We start from the raw sequence: 17,395 nt of genomic DNA, 5'->3' as shown, positions 1-17,395 counted from the left end.
GAGAGTATTTGTGAAAAGATGAAGAGGCCGGGTCCGGATGGGTCCGGCCTTGATGCATGAGGTGAGATGTGGCGTTTCTGGGTGTTGAGCAATCGTTGAGCGGGCGGCGCTGGGTTGGGCCGGGGGTCGAGGTCGAGCGAGCAGCTGAGATGATGGCGCAGCAGACCAATCTGCCGCGCGCGCTGTGTCAGGTTCTGGCCCGGCGCGGGGTTCCGGCGATGGAGGCCACGGGGTTTCTGGAGCCCAAGTTGAAAGAGCTGCTGCCTGATCCCCGTGCAATGAAGGATATGGAGGTTGCTGCGGCCCGGTTTCTGGAGGCAGTGCACAAACGACAGAAGATCGCGGTGTTTGCGGATTACGATGTGGATGGCGGGTCTTCGGCGGCGCTGTTGCTGGTGTGGCTGCGCCAGATGGGGATTGCTGCAACGCTCTATGTCCCCGATCGGATTGATGAGGGCTATGGGCCCAACGTGCCCGCCATGCAGGAGCTGGCGACAAGCCATGATGTGATCATCTGCGTGGATTGCGGAACGCTCAGCCATGAACCCATCGCGGCGGCCAAAGGCGCGGATGTGATCGTGCTGGATCACCATTTGGGCGGGGAAACCTTGCCGGATTGCGTGGCCGTGGTGAACCCGAACCGGCAGGATGAAAGCGGCGATCTGGCTTATCTGTGTGCCGCTGCGGTGGTATTTCTGATGCTGGTCGAGGCCGGGCGACAGCTGCGCGAGGCTGGTGCCAAGGGACCCGACCTGATGGCGATGCTCGATCTGGTGGCGCTGGCCACGGTAGCTGATGTTGCGCCTCTGATCGAGGCCAACAGGGCGCTGGTTCGTCAGGGTCTGAAGGTGATGGCCCAAAGGCAAAGGCCGGGGCTGGTGGCGCTGTCGGATGTGGCGCGCATGGATACTGCGCCCAACAGCTATCATCTGGGATTCCTGCTGGGGCCGCGTGTGAATGCGGGCGGGCGCATCGGGCAGGCCGATCTGGGCGCGCGGCTGCTGAGCACCGACTCGGCGACTGAAGCCGAAGCCTTGTCCGAGCGGCTGGATGCCTTGAACGCGGAACGGCGCGAGATCGAGAACGCAGTACGCGCCGCCGCGCTAGCGCAGGCCGAGGAGCGAGGGCTGGACGCACCGCTGGTCTGGGCGGCGGGCGATGGCTGGCATCCGGGTGTTGTGGGCATCGTTGCCTCACGCTTGAAAGAGACCGCAAACCGCCCCGCCATCGTGATCGGGTTTGACGGAGATGAGGGCAAGGGTTCGGGCCGTTCGGTCTCAGGCGTTGATCTGGGCGCGTCGATCCAGCGACTGGCGGCTGAGGGGCTGCTGGTCAAGGGCGGCGGCCACAAGATGGCGGCGGGTCTGACCGTAATGCGCGATCAGTTGGAGCCTGCGATGGCGCGGCTGTCGGAACTGCTGGCCAAACAGGGCGCAGGCCAAAGTGGCCCCGCCGATCTGAAACTCGATGGGGCACTGATGCCGGGAGCCGCGACGGTTGATCTGATCGAACAGATCGAAAAGGCAGGCCCGTTCGGTGCCGGAGCCCCTGCCCCCCGCTATGCCCTGCCCGATCTGCAGGTGCGCTTTGCCAAGCGCGTGGGCGAGACCCATCTGAAACTCTCGCTGTCGGATGGCATGTCCGGCGGGCTGGACGCCATCGCCTTTGGGGCCTTCGATGGCCCGCTGGGGGATCGCCTGTCCAACCACGGCGGGGCGCGGTTCCATTTTGCCGGTCGGCTTGAAGTGAATTCCTGGGGCGGTCGGCAGAGCGTGCAACTGCGGTTGGAGGATGCCGCAGAGGCCTCCTGACACCTGTTTAGAAGCCCTTCGGAGGCGGCTAAAAAAGTTTCGCAGCCTTGCGTTTTTCGTCTTGCGGGGGGGGAAGGTAAACCGTAAAAGGCCCTCCACAAGCCAGCGTGGCCCGTTCGTCTATCGGTTAGGACGCCAGGTTTTCAACCTGGAAAGAGGGGTTCGATTCCCCTACGGGCTACCATTTACGTTTGTATGGTCTAAATGGCCCGTTCGTCTATCGGTTAGGACGCCAGGTTTTCAACCTGGAAAGAGGGGTTCGATTCCCCTACGGGCTACCATTTTTACCAAACATTTCAGCACGATATGAGACCATGCCGGTCCAGACGACACCCGGCCTAAGATGTGCTGCGGTTTTGCGGGACGACCTCATAGCCGGGTTCTTCCGGTTCATCGTCCAGCATCTCGTGTGGGAAGCCTGGGGCGTGAATTTCAAGCCCGGTCGCGTCCTCGAGCCGTTTGATAATGTTCGGAGACAACTCACGCTCGCCATAGCGCGCGATCCCGTCTTCGAAAATCTTGATCATCAGCGGGTTGATCTCGAGCGGCACTCCGGCGCGATCGGCGACCTCTTGAAACAGGCCGATATCCTTTTTCACCAGATCCATGGTGAAGGAGATATCGCGCGAGCCGTTCAGGATGACCTGACTTTCGGTCTCATGCACAAAGGATGTACCCGAGGAAATCTTGATCGCTTCATAGGTGGTGCCAAGGTCCATACCAGCGGCCTTGGCGGTCACCAAAGCCTCGGCACAAGTGATCAGGTTGGCGGTGGCCAGATAGTTGGTCAGCACTTTCAGAACCGAGGCCGAGCCCAACTCGCCCGTGTGCAGGATGCGTCGCCCCATGGTGGTCAGGAAGGGCAGTATACGCTCGAACGTCGCGCGATCGCAGCCCGCGAAGATCGATATGTTACCGGTCGCCGCCCGGTGACAGCCACCCGAAACGGGGCAGTCCACTGCGGCGCCTCCGCGTTCGATGACCAAAGCGCCAAGGCGTTTGACCTCGGCTTCGTCGGTGGTCGACATCTCCATCCAGATTTTGCCGGGGGCGACCTCGGGCAGCATCTTTTGCATCACCGCATCCGAGGCGGCGGGGGATGGCAAACAAGTGATCACCGCATCGCAATCGCGCATCAGTTGGGCCGGGCTTTCAGCGGCCTTGGCCCCCTGCGCAACAAACGCGGCCACCAGATCGGGGTTCAGATCATGCACCGTCAGATCGATCCCGTTGCGCAACAGCGATCCCGACAGCTTGCCCCCTACATTGCCCAGCCCGATAAACCCTACTTTCATGCGCCGCATCCTCCTGTTCGCTTCTTGCGAACCATGCCAGCACGTCGGCTCAACCGGATCATGCCGCCCAGCGACCCGGACAGGTCGCTTTTTACCCGCGTGATCACGGATCGGCGCGTTGCGCTTGACAAGCGGGGCAACCCTGCCGCATGTCCCTTTCGTTGGTGTCTGCGACAGCAGATGAAAAGGGAATGCGTCAGCGGATCATCCGTCAAACGCAGCCGCCCCCGCGACCGTGACCGGAGAGGGTGCCCAAGCCACTGGCAAATGCCGGGAAGGCGGGACATCCGACAGAGGACCTCCTCTGACATCCGCAAGCCGGGAGACCTGCCAACACCCGAGAATGAAACCGGACGGGGTGTTCCGGTGTCGGGTCAATGGACCCGCATGAAACCCCGTCCCCCACGATGAGGATTTGGGGGGATGAGAGACATGACCGAGACCGCTCCGGTCGAATTGCTGGTTTGCACCACCTGCCGTCGCGGGCTGCCCGTCGAGGATGATGCGCAACGCCCAGGCACGCTGCTGCACAAAGCGCTGGAACAGGCAGACCTGCCCGAAGGGATCACCCTGAAAGCCGTAGAATGCCTTTCGAACTGTGACGAGGGCTGTTCCATAGTGCTGCGCGGCGGCCCGGATCGCTGGACCTTTGTTTACGAGCATCTGAACGAAACCGACCATGTCGACGTGATCGTTGATGGCGCCACCAAGTACCTCGCGACCGAAGATGGTCTGGTTAAATGGCGCGAGCGCCCTGAACATTTCCGCAAAAACTGTGCGGCCCGCATTCCCCCGATTGGAGCCCTGAAATGAGCAATCTCGAAAAACTCCCCGTCACCGTGATCACCGGCTTTCTGGGCTCGGGCAAGACCACGCTGGTGCGCCATCTGATGCAAAACCCGCAAGGCAAGCGCCTGGCTGTTGTGGTCAACGAATTCGGCGATGTGGGCGTCGATGGCGATATCCTGAAATCCTGCGCCATCCCCGATTGCCCTGCCGAAAACATCATGGAACTGGCGAATGGCTGCATCTGCTGCACCGTGGCCGATGATTTCATCCCCACGATTGAGGCGCTGATGGCGCTGGAGCCGCGCCCCGATCATATTCTGATCGAAACATCCGGCCTCGCCCTGCCGAAACCGCTGCTGAAAGCGTTCGACTGGCCGGATATCCGGTCCAAGATCACCGTCGATGGCGTGATCGCTCTGGCCGATGCCGAAGCCGTGGCCGCCGGTCGCTTCGCCCCAAACGTCGAGGCGGTCGATGCCCAGCGCTTGGCCGATGACTCGATTGACCACGAAACACCCCTGTCCGAGGTATTCGAAGATCAGATTTCCTGCGCCGACATCATCCTGCTGACCAAGCCCGATCTGGCCGGTCCCGAAGGCGTCGCCAAAGCGCGCGAGGTCATCGCCGCCGAAGCCCCGCGCCCGCTGCCCGTGGTTGAGGTCGCCGAAGGTGCCGTAGACGTGCGCGTTGTACTGGGTCTGGAGGCTGCTGCCGAGGATGACATGGACGCGCGTCCCAGCCATCACGACGGCCACCATGATCACGAGCATGACGATTTCGAAAGCATCATCGTCGAGTTGCCGGAACAGTCTGACCCGCTGGATTTGGTTGCCAAGATCGAACGTCTGGCTAAGGAATTGAACATCCTGCGCGTCAAAGGATACGCCGCCGTTCAGGGCAAACCGATGCGCCTGCTGGTGCAGGCCGTTGGTGCGCGTGTTCGCCATCAGTACGACCGCCCGTGGGAGCCCGGCGAAGACCGCCGCTCGCGCCTTGTGGTCATTGCTGAACATGACGACATCAAAGAAACTGAAATCCGCGATATCCTTGTGGGTGTCACCGAGGCCGCCGAGTAACCCATGCACGTCGTCTTCCGCGAAAGCCACGGGCTCGAGGAAACCGAGACCCCAACCGATCTGGGCCAGAGCCCGGCGGATCTGGTGGTGCTGTCGTTCTCTGACAGCGACCTCGGCGCTTTCGCGGCGGGCTGGCATCGCGGAGGCGGCCCCGAGGGGCGGATGCCCACTCTGCGGCTGGCCAACCTGACGGCGCTGAAACATCCCTTGTCCGTCGACACCTATGTCGAGCAGACGTTGGAGGGTGCCAAGGGTATCCTGATCCGCCTGATCGGAGGTGTGCCCTATTGGGCCTACGGGCTGCAGCAGGTTCTGGCGCGGGCACAGGCCAAAGGGATCGCTCTGGCTGTCCTGCCTGCCGACGGGCGCGAAGATACACGGCTGGATGACTATTCCACCCTGCCCGTCTCGACCCTGCGGCGGCTGTCGCATCTCTGCGATACGGGCGGAGAGGTTGCCGCGCAGGCAGCGCTGGCGCAAATGGCGCTGGCGGCAGGCCTTTATGCTGGTCCGGTAATCGGGGCCAAAACGATCCCCGAATGCGGTGCATGGTGCCCGGATCGAGGTGTAATACCGGTGGACACAGCGTTTTCAAGCAATGCCAAACGCATCCTCGTAACGTTCTACCGCGCCTATCTGACCTCAGCCGACACCGCCCCGGTCGCTGCCCTGATCCGCAGCCTGCACGCGCGCGGGTTCGACGCGGTCGGCCTGTTCGCCCCGTCGCTGAAAGCCCCCGCAGCCGCCGACTGGCTGCGCGAGACCATAACGGCGCTGGCCCCGTCTGCGATCATCAATGCCACGTCATTCTCGGGCAAAGGTGCGTCGGGCACCTCACCGCTGGATGCAGCCGCAGTGCCCGTGTTTCAGGTCGCGCTGGCCACCTCGCGCCGCAAGGCCTGGGCCGAGGCGGAACGCGGCCTCTCACCCGCCGACCTTGCCATGCATGTGGTGCTGCCCGAGGTGGACGGGCGGATTTCCGCGGGCATTACGTCCTTCAAGGAACCGGGCAAACGCGATCCACATCTGGAATATTCTCGCTTTGCCCACCGCCCCGAGTCCGAACGGATCGAAGCCATTATCGACCGCGTCACCGGCTGGCTGAACCTGCATGACAAGCCCAAAGCGGATCAAGTGCCCGCGCTTGTCCTGTCCACATATCCCGGCAAAGACTGGCAGATGGCTCATGCGGTCGGATTGGACGCACTGGCATCAGCCGAGGCAATGCTGTCCGACTTGGGGGCCGAAGGTTACGATACCGCACCGGCGGAACCAATTGCCGAAACGCTACTGGACGCCCAAACTTCGTGGTCCCTTGCTGATTACCAAACCGCGCTGGCCGAACTTCCCGAACAACTTCGCGCAGACCTGAACGCGGTCTGGGGCAAACCCGAGGATGACCCGGCGGTTGCAAATGGTGCCTTCCACTTTACCGCGCTGCGCCGGGGCAAGGCTCTGGTCGCGCTGCAACCAGAACGCGGCACACCTGAGTTGCGTGATGACGACTATCACGACCTGTCGCGCACTCCGCGTCATAGTTACGTCGCCTTCTATTTGTGGCTGCGCAAGGCCCTCGGGGCGGATGCGCTGATCCATATCGGCGCGCATGGCACGCTGGAGTGGCTGCCGGGCAAATCCGTCGCTCTGTCCAACACATGCTGGCCCGAGGCGCTGATCCGCGATCTGCCCGTGATCTACCCGTTCATCGTCAACGACCCCGGCGAGGCCGCGCAGGCCAAGCGTCGGATCGGGGCTGTGACGCTGGGCCATATCCCTCCGGCACTGAAGGAAAGCGGCACACCGGATCGCATGGTCCGGCTGGAATCGCTTTTGGATGAATTCTCGAACGCCGACGGTCTCGACCCAAAGCGCCGCGACCGGTTGCAGGAGGATATCCGGGACGAGGCGCAGGCCATCGGATTGGAAAACGACCTCGGATTGGATCAGGCCACCTGCACCGCCGAAGCAATCACGCGCATCGACCGCTTTGTCTGTGACATCAAGGAAAGCCAGTTCGGCGACGGGCTGCACATCTTTGGGCGCGTGCCCGAGGTCACTGGCAATTTCGACCCCGCGCCCTCGGCCCGTGCCGAACGGCAGGGTCTGATCGACGCGCTGGCCGGAAAACGGATCGAGGCTGGTCCTTCTGGTTCCCCCTATCGTGGCCGCTCGGACGTACTGCCCACGGGGCGGAACCTCTATACCACCGACCCGCGCTCGGTCCCGACCCGCGCTGCCTATACCCAAGGGGTGAAACTGGCCGAGGAACTGGTGCGGCGGCACCTGCAAGAGGAAGGCGACTATCCAAAGGGCCTGATCGTTGACCTCTGGGGCTCGGCCACAATGCGCACCGCGGGTGAGGAATTCGCCATGGCGCTACACCTGTTGGGCGTCAAACCGGTCTGGGACAAGGGCTCCGAGCGGGTCTCGGGCATCGAGGTTCTGCCGATCACCGACCTCAGCCGCCCGCGTCTGGATGTAACGCTGCGGGTGTCGGGCCTATTCCGCGATGTGTTCCCCACGCTCTCGGCGCTTTATGGTCAGGCCATTCGAGCTCTGTCCGCTCGGGATGAGGCCCCGGACTGGAACCCTTATGCCGGTCAGGAACCCTCGGCCCGCGTCTACGGCCCCGCCCCCGGCAGCTATGGTCTAAACATGACCCACCTGTCCGAAACCTACACCGACGAGGCCCGTGCGCAGGCGGGCGAGGCGTGGCTGGACGCCAGCTCCTTTGCGCTGGAAGGTGAGCATATCGCGCAGGACAAGGACGGGATCACCCAACGCGTCGCCAATGCCGACAGCTTTGTCCACCCGCAAGACCTAACCGAGACCGACCTGTTGCTGGCCAACGACTATGCCACGCATGAAGCCGGGTTCGCCGCCGCCAAGAAGATCACCGGCGGGACCGCACAGCTCTACCATCTGGACAATACCAACCCGAAAAACCCGCGCGCCCGTACCTTGCCCGAGGAAATCAGCCGCGTCGTCCACGCCCGCGCCGCAAACCCCGGCTGGATCGCCGGGATGCAACGCCACGGGTTCCGCGGGGCCGCCGAGATCGCGGCGACGCTGGATCACATGGCGTCGTTTGCGCATCTGTCCGGCACCGTCGCGCCGCATCTGTTCGACCTCTATCATGATGCCACGCTGGGCGATGCCGAGGTTGACGCGTTCCTGCAAGAGGCCAATCCTCAAGCGCATCAGGCCATGCAGGATCGGTTCCGCGCCTTGCTGGAGGCCGGTCTTTGGGAAACCCGCCGGAATTCGATCCGCGCAAATCTGGAGGGGCTGGGATGAGCGCGCCCGCCTCGAAGCCAGTCGTCCAGGGCTGGTGCCCCGGCGCACACCGACCGATGATGTCGGGCGACGGGTTGGTGGTGCGTGTTCGCCCCCGGCTGGCGCGTCTGGACGCCACTCAGGCCTTGGGTTTGTGCCGACTGGCCGATCGGTTCGGCAATGGCACCATAGACCTGACCAACCGCGCCAACCTGCAACTGCGCGGCGTGGCCGAGGCCGATCATCAGCCACTATTGGCCGAACTGTCCGCGCTGGACTTGCTGGACGCCGAACTCGGCATTGAGGTGCGGCGCAACATTCTGGTCTCACCGCTTTATCAGGAGGGAGACCTGACTGCTCGGCTGACCCAGCGGTTGATCGACCGGTTGGGCGACCTGCCCGCCCTGCCCGCCAAGTTCGGCTTTGCCATCGACACCGGCCCCGCGCGCCTGCTGGTCGGAGACTCGGCGGATATTCGGCTGGAAATCGGCCCCGACGGACTGATCCTGCGCGCCGAAGGGGCCGTGTCTGGGCGTACCGTAACCGCGGGCGAGGCCATCGACCAACTGATCGCGCTGGCCGGATGGTTCGCCAGAACCTACACCCCCGAGACCCGCCGCATGTCGCGTGCCGTCGTCAGCCATGGTTTGCCGGAGGAATGGCAAGGCACCACGCCCGTTCCCGCCGGAGCGCCGCTAATACCCGGCTCCTGCGTACAAGGGACACTCTATGGCGCAGCCTTTGGGCAATTGCCTGCGCGGGACCTCGCGGAACTAATCGCTAATAGCGGCGCTACTGCCCTGCGTGTCACACCCTGGCGGCTGATCCTGCTGGAAGGCGGGGCGGCGATACCTGCCCCGGCCTTTGTCACGGGCTGCGCCGATCCGCTTATGACCACCGATGCCTGCCCCGGCGCGCCGTTCTGCCCGCAGGCACAGGTGGAAACCCGGGACATCGCGCGGGCGCTTGCACCGCGCGTCCCCGGCACGTTGCACGTCTCGGGCTGCGCCAAGGGGTGTGCCCGGATGGGGACTGCCGATATCACTCTGGTCGGCCATGATGGTCGATTTGATCTTGTCAAACAGGGCCACGCAGGGGATGAGCCCTGCCTGACTGGCCTGACCGAAGAAACACTCATGACCATGGACTTCACCTGATGCCCTACACTTACGACACCGATGGCGCGGCGATCTATAAGGAGAGCTTTGCCACCATCCGGTCCGAGGCCCACTTGACCCGGTTTGATACCGACGAGGAACAGGTCGCCGTCCGCATGATCCACGCCGCCGGGATGGTCGGGCTGGAAGAGTTCGTGCATTTCTCGCCCGGTTTTGTGCAGGCCGCGCGCACCGCGCTGGAAGGTGGTGCGCCGATCCTGTGCGATGCGCGCATGGTCAGCGAGGGCATCACCCGTTTTCGACTGCCCGCGGACAACGAGGTGATCTGCACCCTGCATGACGAGCGCGTGCGCCCCTTGGCCGCCGAGATGAGCAACACGCGCTCGGCTGCCGCGCTTGAGCTGTGGCGTCCGCATCTACAAGGTGCCGTGATCGCCATCGGGAACGCGCCCACCGCGCTGTTCCACCTGCTGAACATGCTGGAAGACCCCGACTGCCCACGCCCTGCCGCCATCATCGGCTGCCCCGTGGGCTTCGTCGGTGCGGTCGAATCCAAGGACGCCTTGTGGGAGGCGCAGCCGGTACCATCCTGCATCGTCAAAGGCCGCCTGGGCGGCAGCGCCATCACCGTCGCCGCCGTCAACGCCATCGCGAGCCGCGCGGAATGAGTGCGGGCAAGATATACGGCGTAGGCCTCGGCCCTGGCGATCCGGACCTGATGAGTGTGCGGGCAGATCGTTTGCTGCGCAACGCGCGCCATGTGGCATTTTTCCGCAAACCGGGCCGCAGCGGTCAGGCGCGCAAGATTGTCAATGGCATGATCCCGGATTGTGCGGTCGAATTCCCGATGGAGTATCCCGTCACGACTGAAATCCCCGTGACCGACCCGCGTTACAATGAACTGCTGTCGGCCTTTTACAAGGACTGCGTCGCACATCTGAAGGCGCTGTCCGAGCAAGGCGAGGATGTGGTTGTACTGTGCGAGGGCGATCCGTTTTTCTATGGATCTTTTATGCACCTTTACAGTCGCTTACGATCCATAGCTAATGTTGAAGTCGTGCCAGCTATCACTGGCATGTCAGGTGCCTGGACCGCAACCGGAGATCCGATCACATGGGGCGATGATGTGCTGACGGTTCTAATGGGCACGCTGCCTGAGGACACGCTGGCCGAGCGGATGACGCAGACGGACGCTCTGGTCGTGATGAAGATCGGGCGCAATATCGACAAGGTGAAGCGGGCGCTGAAAACCGCCGGTCTCTATGACCGCGCTTGGATTGTGGAATATGCCCAGATGCCCAACCAGACTGTAACGAAGCTGTCGGAAGCCTGCGACAAGATCACCCCGTATTTCTCGATCATCCTGGTGCACGGACAGGGCCGACGGCCATGAGCGGTTGGGTCAAAATCGCAGGCCTTGGCCCGGGTGATGAGGCTTTGGTCACACCTGAAGTGACCGCCGCTTTGGCCGAGGCCACCGATGTGGTGGGCTATATCCCCTATGTCGCCCGTGTGGCCGAGCGCGAAGGTCTGACCCTGCACGCCAGCGACAACCGGGTGGAAATTGACCGCTCGCAGCACGCTTTGCAGATGGCAGCTGACGGCAAACGAGTGGTCGTGGTCTCATCGGGTGATCCCGGCGTGTTCGCGATGGCGGCCGCGGTGTTCGAGGCGCTGGAAAACGGGCCGTCCGAATGGCGCAACATTCCCGTCGACGTGCTGCCGGGGATTACGGCGATGCTGGCGGCCTCGGCCCGGGCAGGCGCGCCTTTGGGGCATGATTTCTGCGCCATCAACCTTAGTGACAACCTCAAGCCATGGGCATTGATCGAAAAACGTCTGCGGCTCGCGGCGCAGGGCGATTTCGCCATGGCTTTCTATAACCCGCGCTCGAAGTCCCGCCCGGAAGGCTTTGTAAAAACGCTGGAAATCCTGCGTGAAGAATGTGAACCCGAACGACTGATCCTGTTCGCCCGTGCGGTCTCGCGCGAGGATCAAGCAATCCGAATTTCCACGCTGGCCGAGGCGACGCCCGAGATGGCCGACATGCAGACGGTGGTCATCGTCGGGTCATCCCTGACCCGCGTGATCCAGCGCGACGTGGCCCCGATCGTCTACACCCCGAGGTTCACACCGGAATGAGCGAGCCAGTCCAGAACCTGCGCCACGCTTTCCAGTTCGGTCCGCTGCGGCAAGGCCGGTCGGTCGATCATCAGCACCGGCACTCCCAGCGTCCGCGCGGCGTCCAGCTTGGCCCGCGCACCAGTACCGCCCGCATTCTTGGACACGACCAGTTGCGTGCCGTGCCGTTGCATCAACGCGTGGTCTCCGGCCTCGGTGAATGGCCCCCTGGACACGACGACTTCACAATCCGGCAGCGGCAGCGCAGTGGGTTCATCGACCAGCCGCAACAGATAGTGGTGCTGGGGTTGAGCCGAGAAGTCCTCAAGATGCATCCTTCCCACGGCCAGAAACACGCGCCGCGGCGCACCCGCGATTGCCTGCACCGCGGCCGGGATGTCAGGCACGTGCTGCCAGGTGTCACCCTCCTGCTTCACCCAAGCAGGGCGGGTCAGGGCGACCAGCGGAACCCCGGTCTGACGGCAAGCCTCAATCGCATTTCGGCTCATCTGCGCAGCGAAGGGGTGCGTTGCGTCGATCACATGGGTAATCTGATGATCGCGGATATGGCGGGCGAGCCCACCGGCCCCGCCAAACCCGCCCACACGCACAGGGATGGGTTGCGGACGCGGACTATCGACCCGGCCCGCATAGGAATAGGTTGCGGGCAGGCCCCGCTCGGCCAGCGTTCTGGCCAGCGCGTTGGCCTCGGTCGTGCCGCCCAGAAGCAGGAGGTTGGACATGCATAAGGCTCCGTGGCTGACCGTTTTGGGTTTGGGCGAAGATGGACTGGATGGCCTGTCGCCCGCAAGCCGTCAAGTGCTGGATCGCGCCGAGGTCGTCATGGGCCCGCCCCGGCATCTGTCGCTGATCCCCGATCACAGCGCCGAGCGCATTGAGTGGCCCGTACCCTTTGCCGACGGCCTGCCGGTTCTTGAGGGCCTGCGCGGGCGGCGCACGGTCGTCCTGGCCTCGGGCGATCCGTTCTGGTTCGGTGCGGGCTCGGTCATTGCGCGCCATTTCGAGGCGGGCGAATGGACGGCCCTGCCCGGCCAGTCAACCTTTTCGCTGGCGGCCGCACGGCTGGGCTGGCCTCTCGAAAGCGTTTTGACCTTCGGTCTGCACGCCGCCCCTCTGACGCGCCTGCGCCCGCATTTGTCCGCCGGGTTGCGCGCGATCCTGCTGCTGCGCAACGGCGCGGCGGTGGCCGAACTGGCGACCTATCTGACCGAAACCGGCTTTGCCGACACCCAACTGCACGTGATGGAGGCGCTCGGCGGCCCCCGCGAGCGCGCCCGCAGCATGTCGCTGACCGAGGCGCTGCTGGGTGCTTTCGAACATCCGGTTTGCGTGGGGCTTGAAGTGGCGGGACCGGGCAGAGCCATGCCCAAGGCCTCGGGCAAGCCAGACGAGATTTTCGAGACCGACGGCCAAATCACCAAACGTCCGATCCGCGCACTGACTCTGTCGGCGCTGGCTCCGCAACGCGGAGAGCATCTGTGGGATATCGGCGGCGGCACCGGCTCGATCAGCATCGAATGGCTGATGTGCGATCCGACGCTGACGGCCACGACTATCGAACCGCGCGAGGACCGCGCCGAGCGCATTCGCCGCAACGCGGATACGCTGGGGCAGGATCGGCTTGCGGTCGTGCATGGCACCGCGCCCGAGGCCTTGGACGGGTTGACCAAACCCGATGCTGTATTCATCGGCGGTGGGCTGAGCCAGGCCCTGCTGGACTGGCTGAACGCTCATCTGCCCCAAGGTACACGGCTGGTCGCCAACGCAGTGACGCTGGAAAGCGAGGCGTTGCTGGCGCATCGGCACGACAAGCTGGGCGGAGACCTGTTGCGTATCGAACTGGCGCAAGCCGCGCCCTTGGGACCGCGACGCGGCTGGAAATCCACATACCCAGTGGTGCAATGGAGCGTTACCCTATGATCGTCGCGGGTCTTGGGTTTTCATCGTCTGCAACGGCGGACAGCCTGCGCACCGCGTTCGAGGCCGCCTCGGACGGGCAGCGCGTGGACGCGCTGGCGACGGTTGCGGACAAACGGGGCCACGCGGCGCTGGCGGCCTTGGCGCAGGCGACCGCCCTGCCCCTGCATTTCATCGCGCCCGCCGATCTGGCGGGGCAGCGCACACTCACCTGCTCGGCCCGCAGCCGCGCGACCTATGGCACCGGCAGCGTGGCCGAGGCCTCGGCCCTCGCCGCCGCAGCACCCAACGCGCGGTTGCTGGCCCCCAGACAGATTTCAAACGACCGGCTGGCCACCTGCGCCATCGCCATCGGAGGACAGACATGACCGTTCATTTCATCGGCGCCGGACCGGGTGCCGCCGACCTGCTTACCTTACGCGGGCGCGATATCATCGCATCCTGCCCTGTGTGCCTGTACGCAGGTTCGCTGGTTCCCGAGGAAATCCTGAGCCACTGTCCCGAGGGCGCAAAGATCATCAACACCGCACCGATGGATCTGGGTCAGATCATGACCGAGATCGAGGCCGCCCATCAGACCGGTCAGGACGTGGCACGGCTGCATTCCGGCGACCTGTCGGTCTGGTCCGCGATGGGTGAACAAATCCGGAGGCTGAAAGAGATGGGCATCCCCGTCAGCGTAACCCCCGGCGTGCCATCGTTTGCCGCCGCCGCTGCGGCTCTGGGCACTGAACTGACCCTGCCCGGGCTGGCGCAATCGGTGGTACTGACTCGGACGCCGGGGCGCGCATCCTCGATGCCCGAGGGTGAGACGCTTGAGAACTTCGCCCGCACCGGCGCGACGCTGGCCATTCACCTGTCGATCGGCAATCTGGACAAGGTTATCGCTGACCTGACCCCCGCATACGGCACCGGCTGCCCGGTGGCCGTGGTGTACCGCGCCAGTTGGCCGGACGAGCGGATCATCCGCGCGACGCTGGCGACCCTGAAGGAGGCGCTGGACGAGGGCATCTCGCGTACCGCGCTGATCCTGGTCGGCCCGGCACTGGCAGGTGAAGGGTTCGACGAAAGCTGCCTGTATTCAAAGACCTATGACCGCCGCTATCGCCCGCAAAGCGCCGACAGCCCATGGTCAAGCTGGAGCCATGGCGATGACTAACCCTCCGGGCCTTTTGATTTCCGCGCCCTCATCAGGGACCGGTAAGACCACCGTGATGCTGGGCCTGCTGCGGGCGCTGGCCGAAGATGGGTTGACGGTACAGCCCTTCAAAAGCGGACCGGACTATATCGACCCGGCCTTTCATCTGGCCGCGGCCCGCCGCCCTTCGTTCAACCTGGACAGTTGGGCGATGGGGGACCCTCTGTTGAGCGCGATTTCCACGCAGGGCGAAGGCGCGGATATTGTTATCGCCGAAGGGTCTATGGGTCTGTTCGACGGTGTCGCAAAGCCCGGCGAGACGGGCCACGGGTCCAGCGCCGAGACCGCGCTGCGCATGGGCTGGCCGGTGGTACTGGTGCTGGATGTGGGCGGTCAGGCGCAATCGGCGGCGGCGACGGCACTGGGGTTTCGGATGTATAACCCCGACTTGCCCTTTGCCGGCGTGATCCTGAACCGCTGCGCCAGCCCCCGGCATGAGCGCCTGACCCGGCTGGGGATGGAGCGCGCGGGCCTGCCGGTTCTGGGCGTGTTGCCCCGTCGTGGAGATCTGACCCTGCCCGAGCGGCATCTGGGGCTGATACAGGCGGTCGAGCATCCCGATCTGGAAAGCGCGATTGCCGGATACGCCGCGTTTCTGCGCGAGCATGTGGATCTTGAGGCGATCAAACGGGCGGCCTCCTCGGGCCCCGCGGGGCCGTCGTCGGCCGCGCTGCCGCGCCCTCCGGCGCAACGGATCGCACTGGCCCGGGATGCGGCGTTTTCCTTTACGTATCCGCATTTGCTGGAAGGCTGGCGCGCGGCAGGGGCTGAAATCCAGCCGTTTTCCCCGCTGGCCGATGAGGCACCTGCCCCGGACGCCGATCTGGTCTGGTTGCCGGGCGGGTACCCCGAACTGCATGCGGGCACACTGGCTGCGGCAGACCAGTTCCTGAGCGGGTTGCGCAAACATGCCGAGACCCGGCCCGTGCATGGCGAATGCGGTGGTTATATGGCCTTGGGCGAGGTGCTGATCGACAAGGATGGCACACCCCACCGAATGGCCGGGCTGCTGGGGCTGCAGACCTCGTACCAAAAGCGCAAGTTCAATCTGGGCTACCGCAAGGCGGAACTGCTGGCCCCGATGCCCGGATTTGCCACAGGGGCTGCCCTGAGGGGGCATGAGTTCCACTATTCCTCGATCATCGAACAACCCGACACGCCTCTGGCCCGTGTGTTCGACGCCGAAGGAGCCGAAGGGCCGCAGACCGGGTCGGTTCGGGGCAATGTGACGGGCACCTTCTTTCATCTGATCGCGGAGGCCTCGGTATGAGCGGGTTTGTCTCTTTCGTCGGCTCGGGCCCCGGTGATCCGGAACTGCTGACGTTGAAGGCCGTGGACCGGCTGCAAAGGGCGGATGCGGTGCTGTTTGACGACCTCAGCAGCGGCCCAATCCTGAGCCATGCGCGCGACGATGCCGATCTGGTCGGCGTGGGCAAGCGGGCCGGACGTCCCTCGCCCAAGCAGGATCATGTCAGCCGGTTGTTGGTCGAATATGCCCAAACCGGGCAGCGTGTGGTGCGGCTGAAATCCGGTGACGGAGGGCTGTTTGGACGGCTGGAAGAAGAACTGATCGCCCTGCGCGAGGCGGGGATTGACTACGAAATTATCCCGGGCATCCCTTCGGCCATCGCCGCGGCAGCGGCGGCGGGCATCCCGCTGACCCGGCGCCTGACCGCGCGGCGGGTGCAGTTCGTCACCGGCCACGATGTCAGCGGCAAGCTACCGCAAGACCTGAACCTGCCCGCGCTGGCCGATCCGGGGGCGACCTCGGTGGTGTTCATGGGCAAGCGCACTTTTCCCTTGCTGGTCGAAGCGTTGCATACCCATGGCCTGCCGCTGGACACGCCCGCGCTGATGGCCGAGGCGGTCTCGACCCCAGATCAGACGCTGCACCGGTCGACCATCGGCGCGCTATCGAACCGGCTGGCCGCTGATATCGGCACGGCCCCTGCGCTGATCCTTTATGGCCCGCTGGCGGAGCTTGGTGATGATTGACCTGACGCTGATAGGGATCGGCACCGGCAACCCGGATCACGTTACCCTTCAGGGGGCCGAGGCGATCCGGGGCGCTGACCTGATCCTGATCCCGCACAAAGGCCAGAACAAAACCGATCTGGCCGGGTTACGGGAAGGGATCATTGCGCGCGTGACAGATACCCCCCCTCGTATTGCCTATTTCGACATCCCCGAGCGTCGATCCGACGACGGTTATCTGCGCGGCGTCGACGACTGGCATGATGCCATCGCTCTGCGCTGGCAACAGGCGATGGCGGACCACCCGCAAGCGCGCCATGTGGCTCTGCTGATCTGGGGCGATCCGTCACTCTATGACAGTTCGCTGCGCATCGCGGCGCGACTGGAGCCACAGCCTCCGACACGGGTTATCCCCGGCGTTACCGCCCTGCAGGCGCTTACAGCGGCCCACGCGATTCCGATCAACGACTTGGGCGCACCCTATGTCGTCACCACCGGGCGGCGCATCCGGGACGAGGGCTGGCCGGATGGCGCCTCGACTGTCGCGGTGATGCTGGATGGCGAATGTTCGTTTCAGCGCCTCGAGATGCAAGATTATAAAATCTGGTGGGGCGCGTATGTGGGCATGAGGGAAGAGGTGCTGATCAGCGGGCCTCTGGCCGATGTGGCGCAGGACATTCTGGATACACGCGCCCGCGCCCGGGCTGATCATGGCTGGATCATGGATATCTATTTGCTGAAAAAGCGCGTGATCTGACGCGAAAGGTCGCAATTGGAGATTGCGCCGGGGTGGGCTTGG

At 64.2% G+C, this 17,395-nt stretch carries 16 protein-coding genes, 2 tRNA genes and 1 riboswitch; of the genes, 16 read left to right on the top strand and 2 right to left on the bottom strand.

Annotated features, from left to right (window positions below):
* Nucleotides 1–68 precede the first annotated feature (68 nt).
* The 3 genes from recJ (at nt 69) to ACR0J1_RS00410 (ending at nt 2,092) form a co-directional block, all read left to right on the top strand.
* A complete protein-coding gene (gene recJ / locus ACR0J1_RS00420; protein ID WP_480730285.1) occupies nt 69–1,811 on the top strand; it encodes a single-stranded-DNA-specific exonuclease RecJ in 1,743 nt (580 codons plus the stop codon).
* 109 nt (nt 1,812–1,920) lie between these two features.
* A tRNA-Glu gene (locus tag ACR0J1_RS00415) sits at nt 1,921–1,995 on the top strand.
* A 22-nt stretch (nt 1,996–2,017) separates the two neighbouring features.
* Nucleotides 2,018–2,092 (top strand) — tRNA-Glu (locus tag ACR0J1_RS00410).
* Nucleotides 2,093–2,149: 57 nt separating this feature from the next.
* Here the strand turns inward: ACR0J1_RS00410 and ACR0J1_RS00405 are convergent.
* Nucleotides 2,150–3,217 carry an NAD(P)-dependent oxidoreductase gene (locus ACR0J1_RS00405; protein ID WP_480752338.1) on the bottom strand — a complete coding sequence of 356 codons (1,068 nt, stop codon included), beginning with the start codon at nt 3,215–3,217 and terminating at the stop codon, nt 2,150–2,152.
* Nucleotides 3,218–3,251: 34 nt separating this feature from the next.
* A riboswitch (cobalamin riboswitch) is annotated at nt 3,252–3,455 on the top strand.
* Between the two features lie 83 nt (nt 3,456–3,538).
* On the opposite strand from ACR0J1_RS00405, the gene ACR0J1_RS00400 reads away from it, so the two are divergent.
* Genes ACR0J1_RS00400 through cobJ form a run of 7 tightly spaced genes read left to right on the top strand, consistent with a single transcriptional unit; the run spans nt 3,539 to nt 11,507 of the window.
* The gene (locus ACR0J1_RS00400; RefSeq protein WP_170591467.1) at nt 3,539–3,919 is read left to right on the top strand and encodes a DUF1636 domain-containing protein; all 381 of its coding nucleotides are present in this window, start codon (nt 3,539–3,541) and stop codon (nt 3,917–3,919) included.
* Nucleotides 3,916–4,971 (top strand): cobalamin biosynthesis protein CobW, encoded by a 1,056-nt coding sequence (gene cobW / locus ACR0J1_RS00395; RefSeq protein WP_480730288.1) that lies wholly within the window; start codon nt 3,916–3,918, stop codon nt 4,969–4,971. The genes ACR0J1_RS00400 and cobW overlap by 4 nt, the downstream gene beginning before the upstream one ends.
* Nucleotides 4,972–4,974: 3 nt before the next feature.
* Nucleotides 4,975–8,268: a cobaltochelatase subunit CobN gene (gene cobN / locus ACR0J1_RS00390; RefSeq protein WP_480730290.1), complete on the top strand. Its 3,294-nt coding sequence runs from the start codon at nt 4,975–4,977 to the stop codon at nt 8,266–8,268.
* Entirely contained in the window at nt 8,265–9,404 is a 1,140-nt protein-coding gene (locus ACR0J1_RS00385) for a cobalamin biosynthesis protein CobG (protein WP_480730292.1), read from the top strand. The genes cobN and ACR0J1_RS00385 overlap by 4 nt, the downstream gene beginning before the upstream one ends.
* Entirely contained in the window at nt 9,404–10,033 is a 630-nt protein-coding gene (locus ACR0J1_RS00380) for a precorrin-8X methylmutase (RefSeq protein WP_480730294.1), read from the top strand. Before ACR0J1_RS00385 ends, ACR0J1_RS00380 begins: the two co-directional genes overlap by 1 nt.
* The gene (locus tag ACR0J1_RS00375) at nt 10,030–10,758 is read left to right on the top strand and encodes a precorrin-2 C(20)-methyltransferase (protein WP_480730295.1); all 729 of its coding nucleotides are present in this window, start codon (nt 10,030–10,032) and stop codon (nt 10,756–10,758) included. Before ACR0J1_RS00380 ends, ACR0J1_RS00375 begins: the two co-directional genes overlap by 4 nt.
* Nucleotides 10,755–11,507 (top strand): precorrin-3B C(17)-methyltransferase, encoded by a 753-nt coding sequence (gene cobJ / locus ACR0J1_RS00370; RefSeq protein WP_480730297.1) that lies wholly within the window; start codon nt 10,755–10,757, stop codon nt 11,505–11,507. The genes ACR0J1_RS00375 and cobJ overlap by 4 nt, the downstream gene beginning before the upstream one ends.
* Here the strand turns inward: cobJ and ACR0J1_RS00365 are convergent.
* Complete coding sequence (locus ACR0J1_RS00365) at nt 11,480–12,229, bottom strand: cobalt-precorrin-6A reductase (protein WP_480730299.1); 750 nt, start codon at nt 12,227–12,229, stop codon at nt 11,480–11,482. The genes cobJ and ACR0J1_RS00365 overlap by 28 nt on opposite strands.
* On the opposite strand from ACR0J1_RS00365, the gene cbiE reads away from it, so the two are divergent.
* Genes cbiE through cobF form a run of 6 tightly spaced genes read left to right on the top strand, consistent with a single transcriptional unit; the run spans nt 12,228 to nt 17,353 of the window.
* Nucleotides 12,228–13,427 (top strand): precorrin-6y C5,15-methyltransferase (decarboxylating) subunit CbiE, encoded by a 1,200-nt coding sequence (gene cbiE / locus ACR0J1_RS00360; protein WP_480730300.1) that lies wholly within the window; start codon nt 12,228–12,230, stop codon nt 13,425–13,427. The genes ACR0J1_RS00365 and cbiE overlap by 2 nt on opposite strands.
* On the top strand, nt 13,424–13,792 hold the full coding sequence (locus tag ACR0J1_RS00355; RefSeq protein WP_480730416.1) for a cobalamin biosynthesis protein: 369 nt from the start codon (nt 13,424–13,426) through the stop codon (nt 13,790–13,792). Before cbiE ends, ACR0J1_RS00355 begins: the two co-directional genes overlap by 4 nt.
* Complete coding sequence (gene cobM / locus ACR0J1_RS00350; protein ID WP_480730302.1) at nt 13,789–14,583, top strand: precorrin-4 C(11)-methyltransferase; 795 nt, start codon at nt 13,789–13,791, stop codon at nt 14,581–14,583. Before ACR0J1_RS00355 ends, cobM begins: the two co-directional genes overlap by 4 nt.
* On the top strand, nt 14,570–15,892 hold the full coding sequence (locus ACR0J1_RS00345; protein WP_480730304.1) for a cobyrinic acid a,c-diamide synthase CobB: 1,323 nt from the start codon (nt 14,570–14,572) through the stop codon (nt 15,890–15,892). The genes cobM and ACR0J1_RS00345 overlap by 14 nt, the downstream gene beginning before the upstream one ends.
* Complete coding sequence (gene cobA, locus ACR0J1_RS00340; protein WP_480730306.1) at nt 15,889–16,617, top strand: uroporphyrinogen-III C-methyltransferase; 729 nt, start codon at nt 15,889–15,891, stop codon at nt 16,615–16,617. The genes ACR0J1_RS00345 and cobA overlap by 4 nt, the downstream gene beginning before the upstream one ends.
* A complete protein-coding gene (gene cobF / locus ACR0J1_RS00335) occupies nt 16,610–17,353 on the top strand; it encodes a precorrin-6A synthase (deacetylating) (protein ID WP_480730308.1) in 744 nt (247 codons plus the stop codon). The genes cobA and cobF overlap by 8 nt, the downstream gene beginning before the upstream one ends.
* The last annotated feature ends 42 nt before the right edge of the window (nt 17,354–17,395 follow it).

Source organism: Ruegeria sp. CJ3 (genome assembly GCF_056536725.1).
The sequence above is the reverse complement of the archived record's forward strand: the minus strand, read 5'-3'. Positions and strand labels throughout refer to the sequence as shown.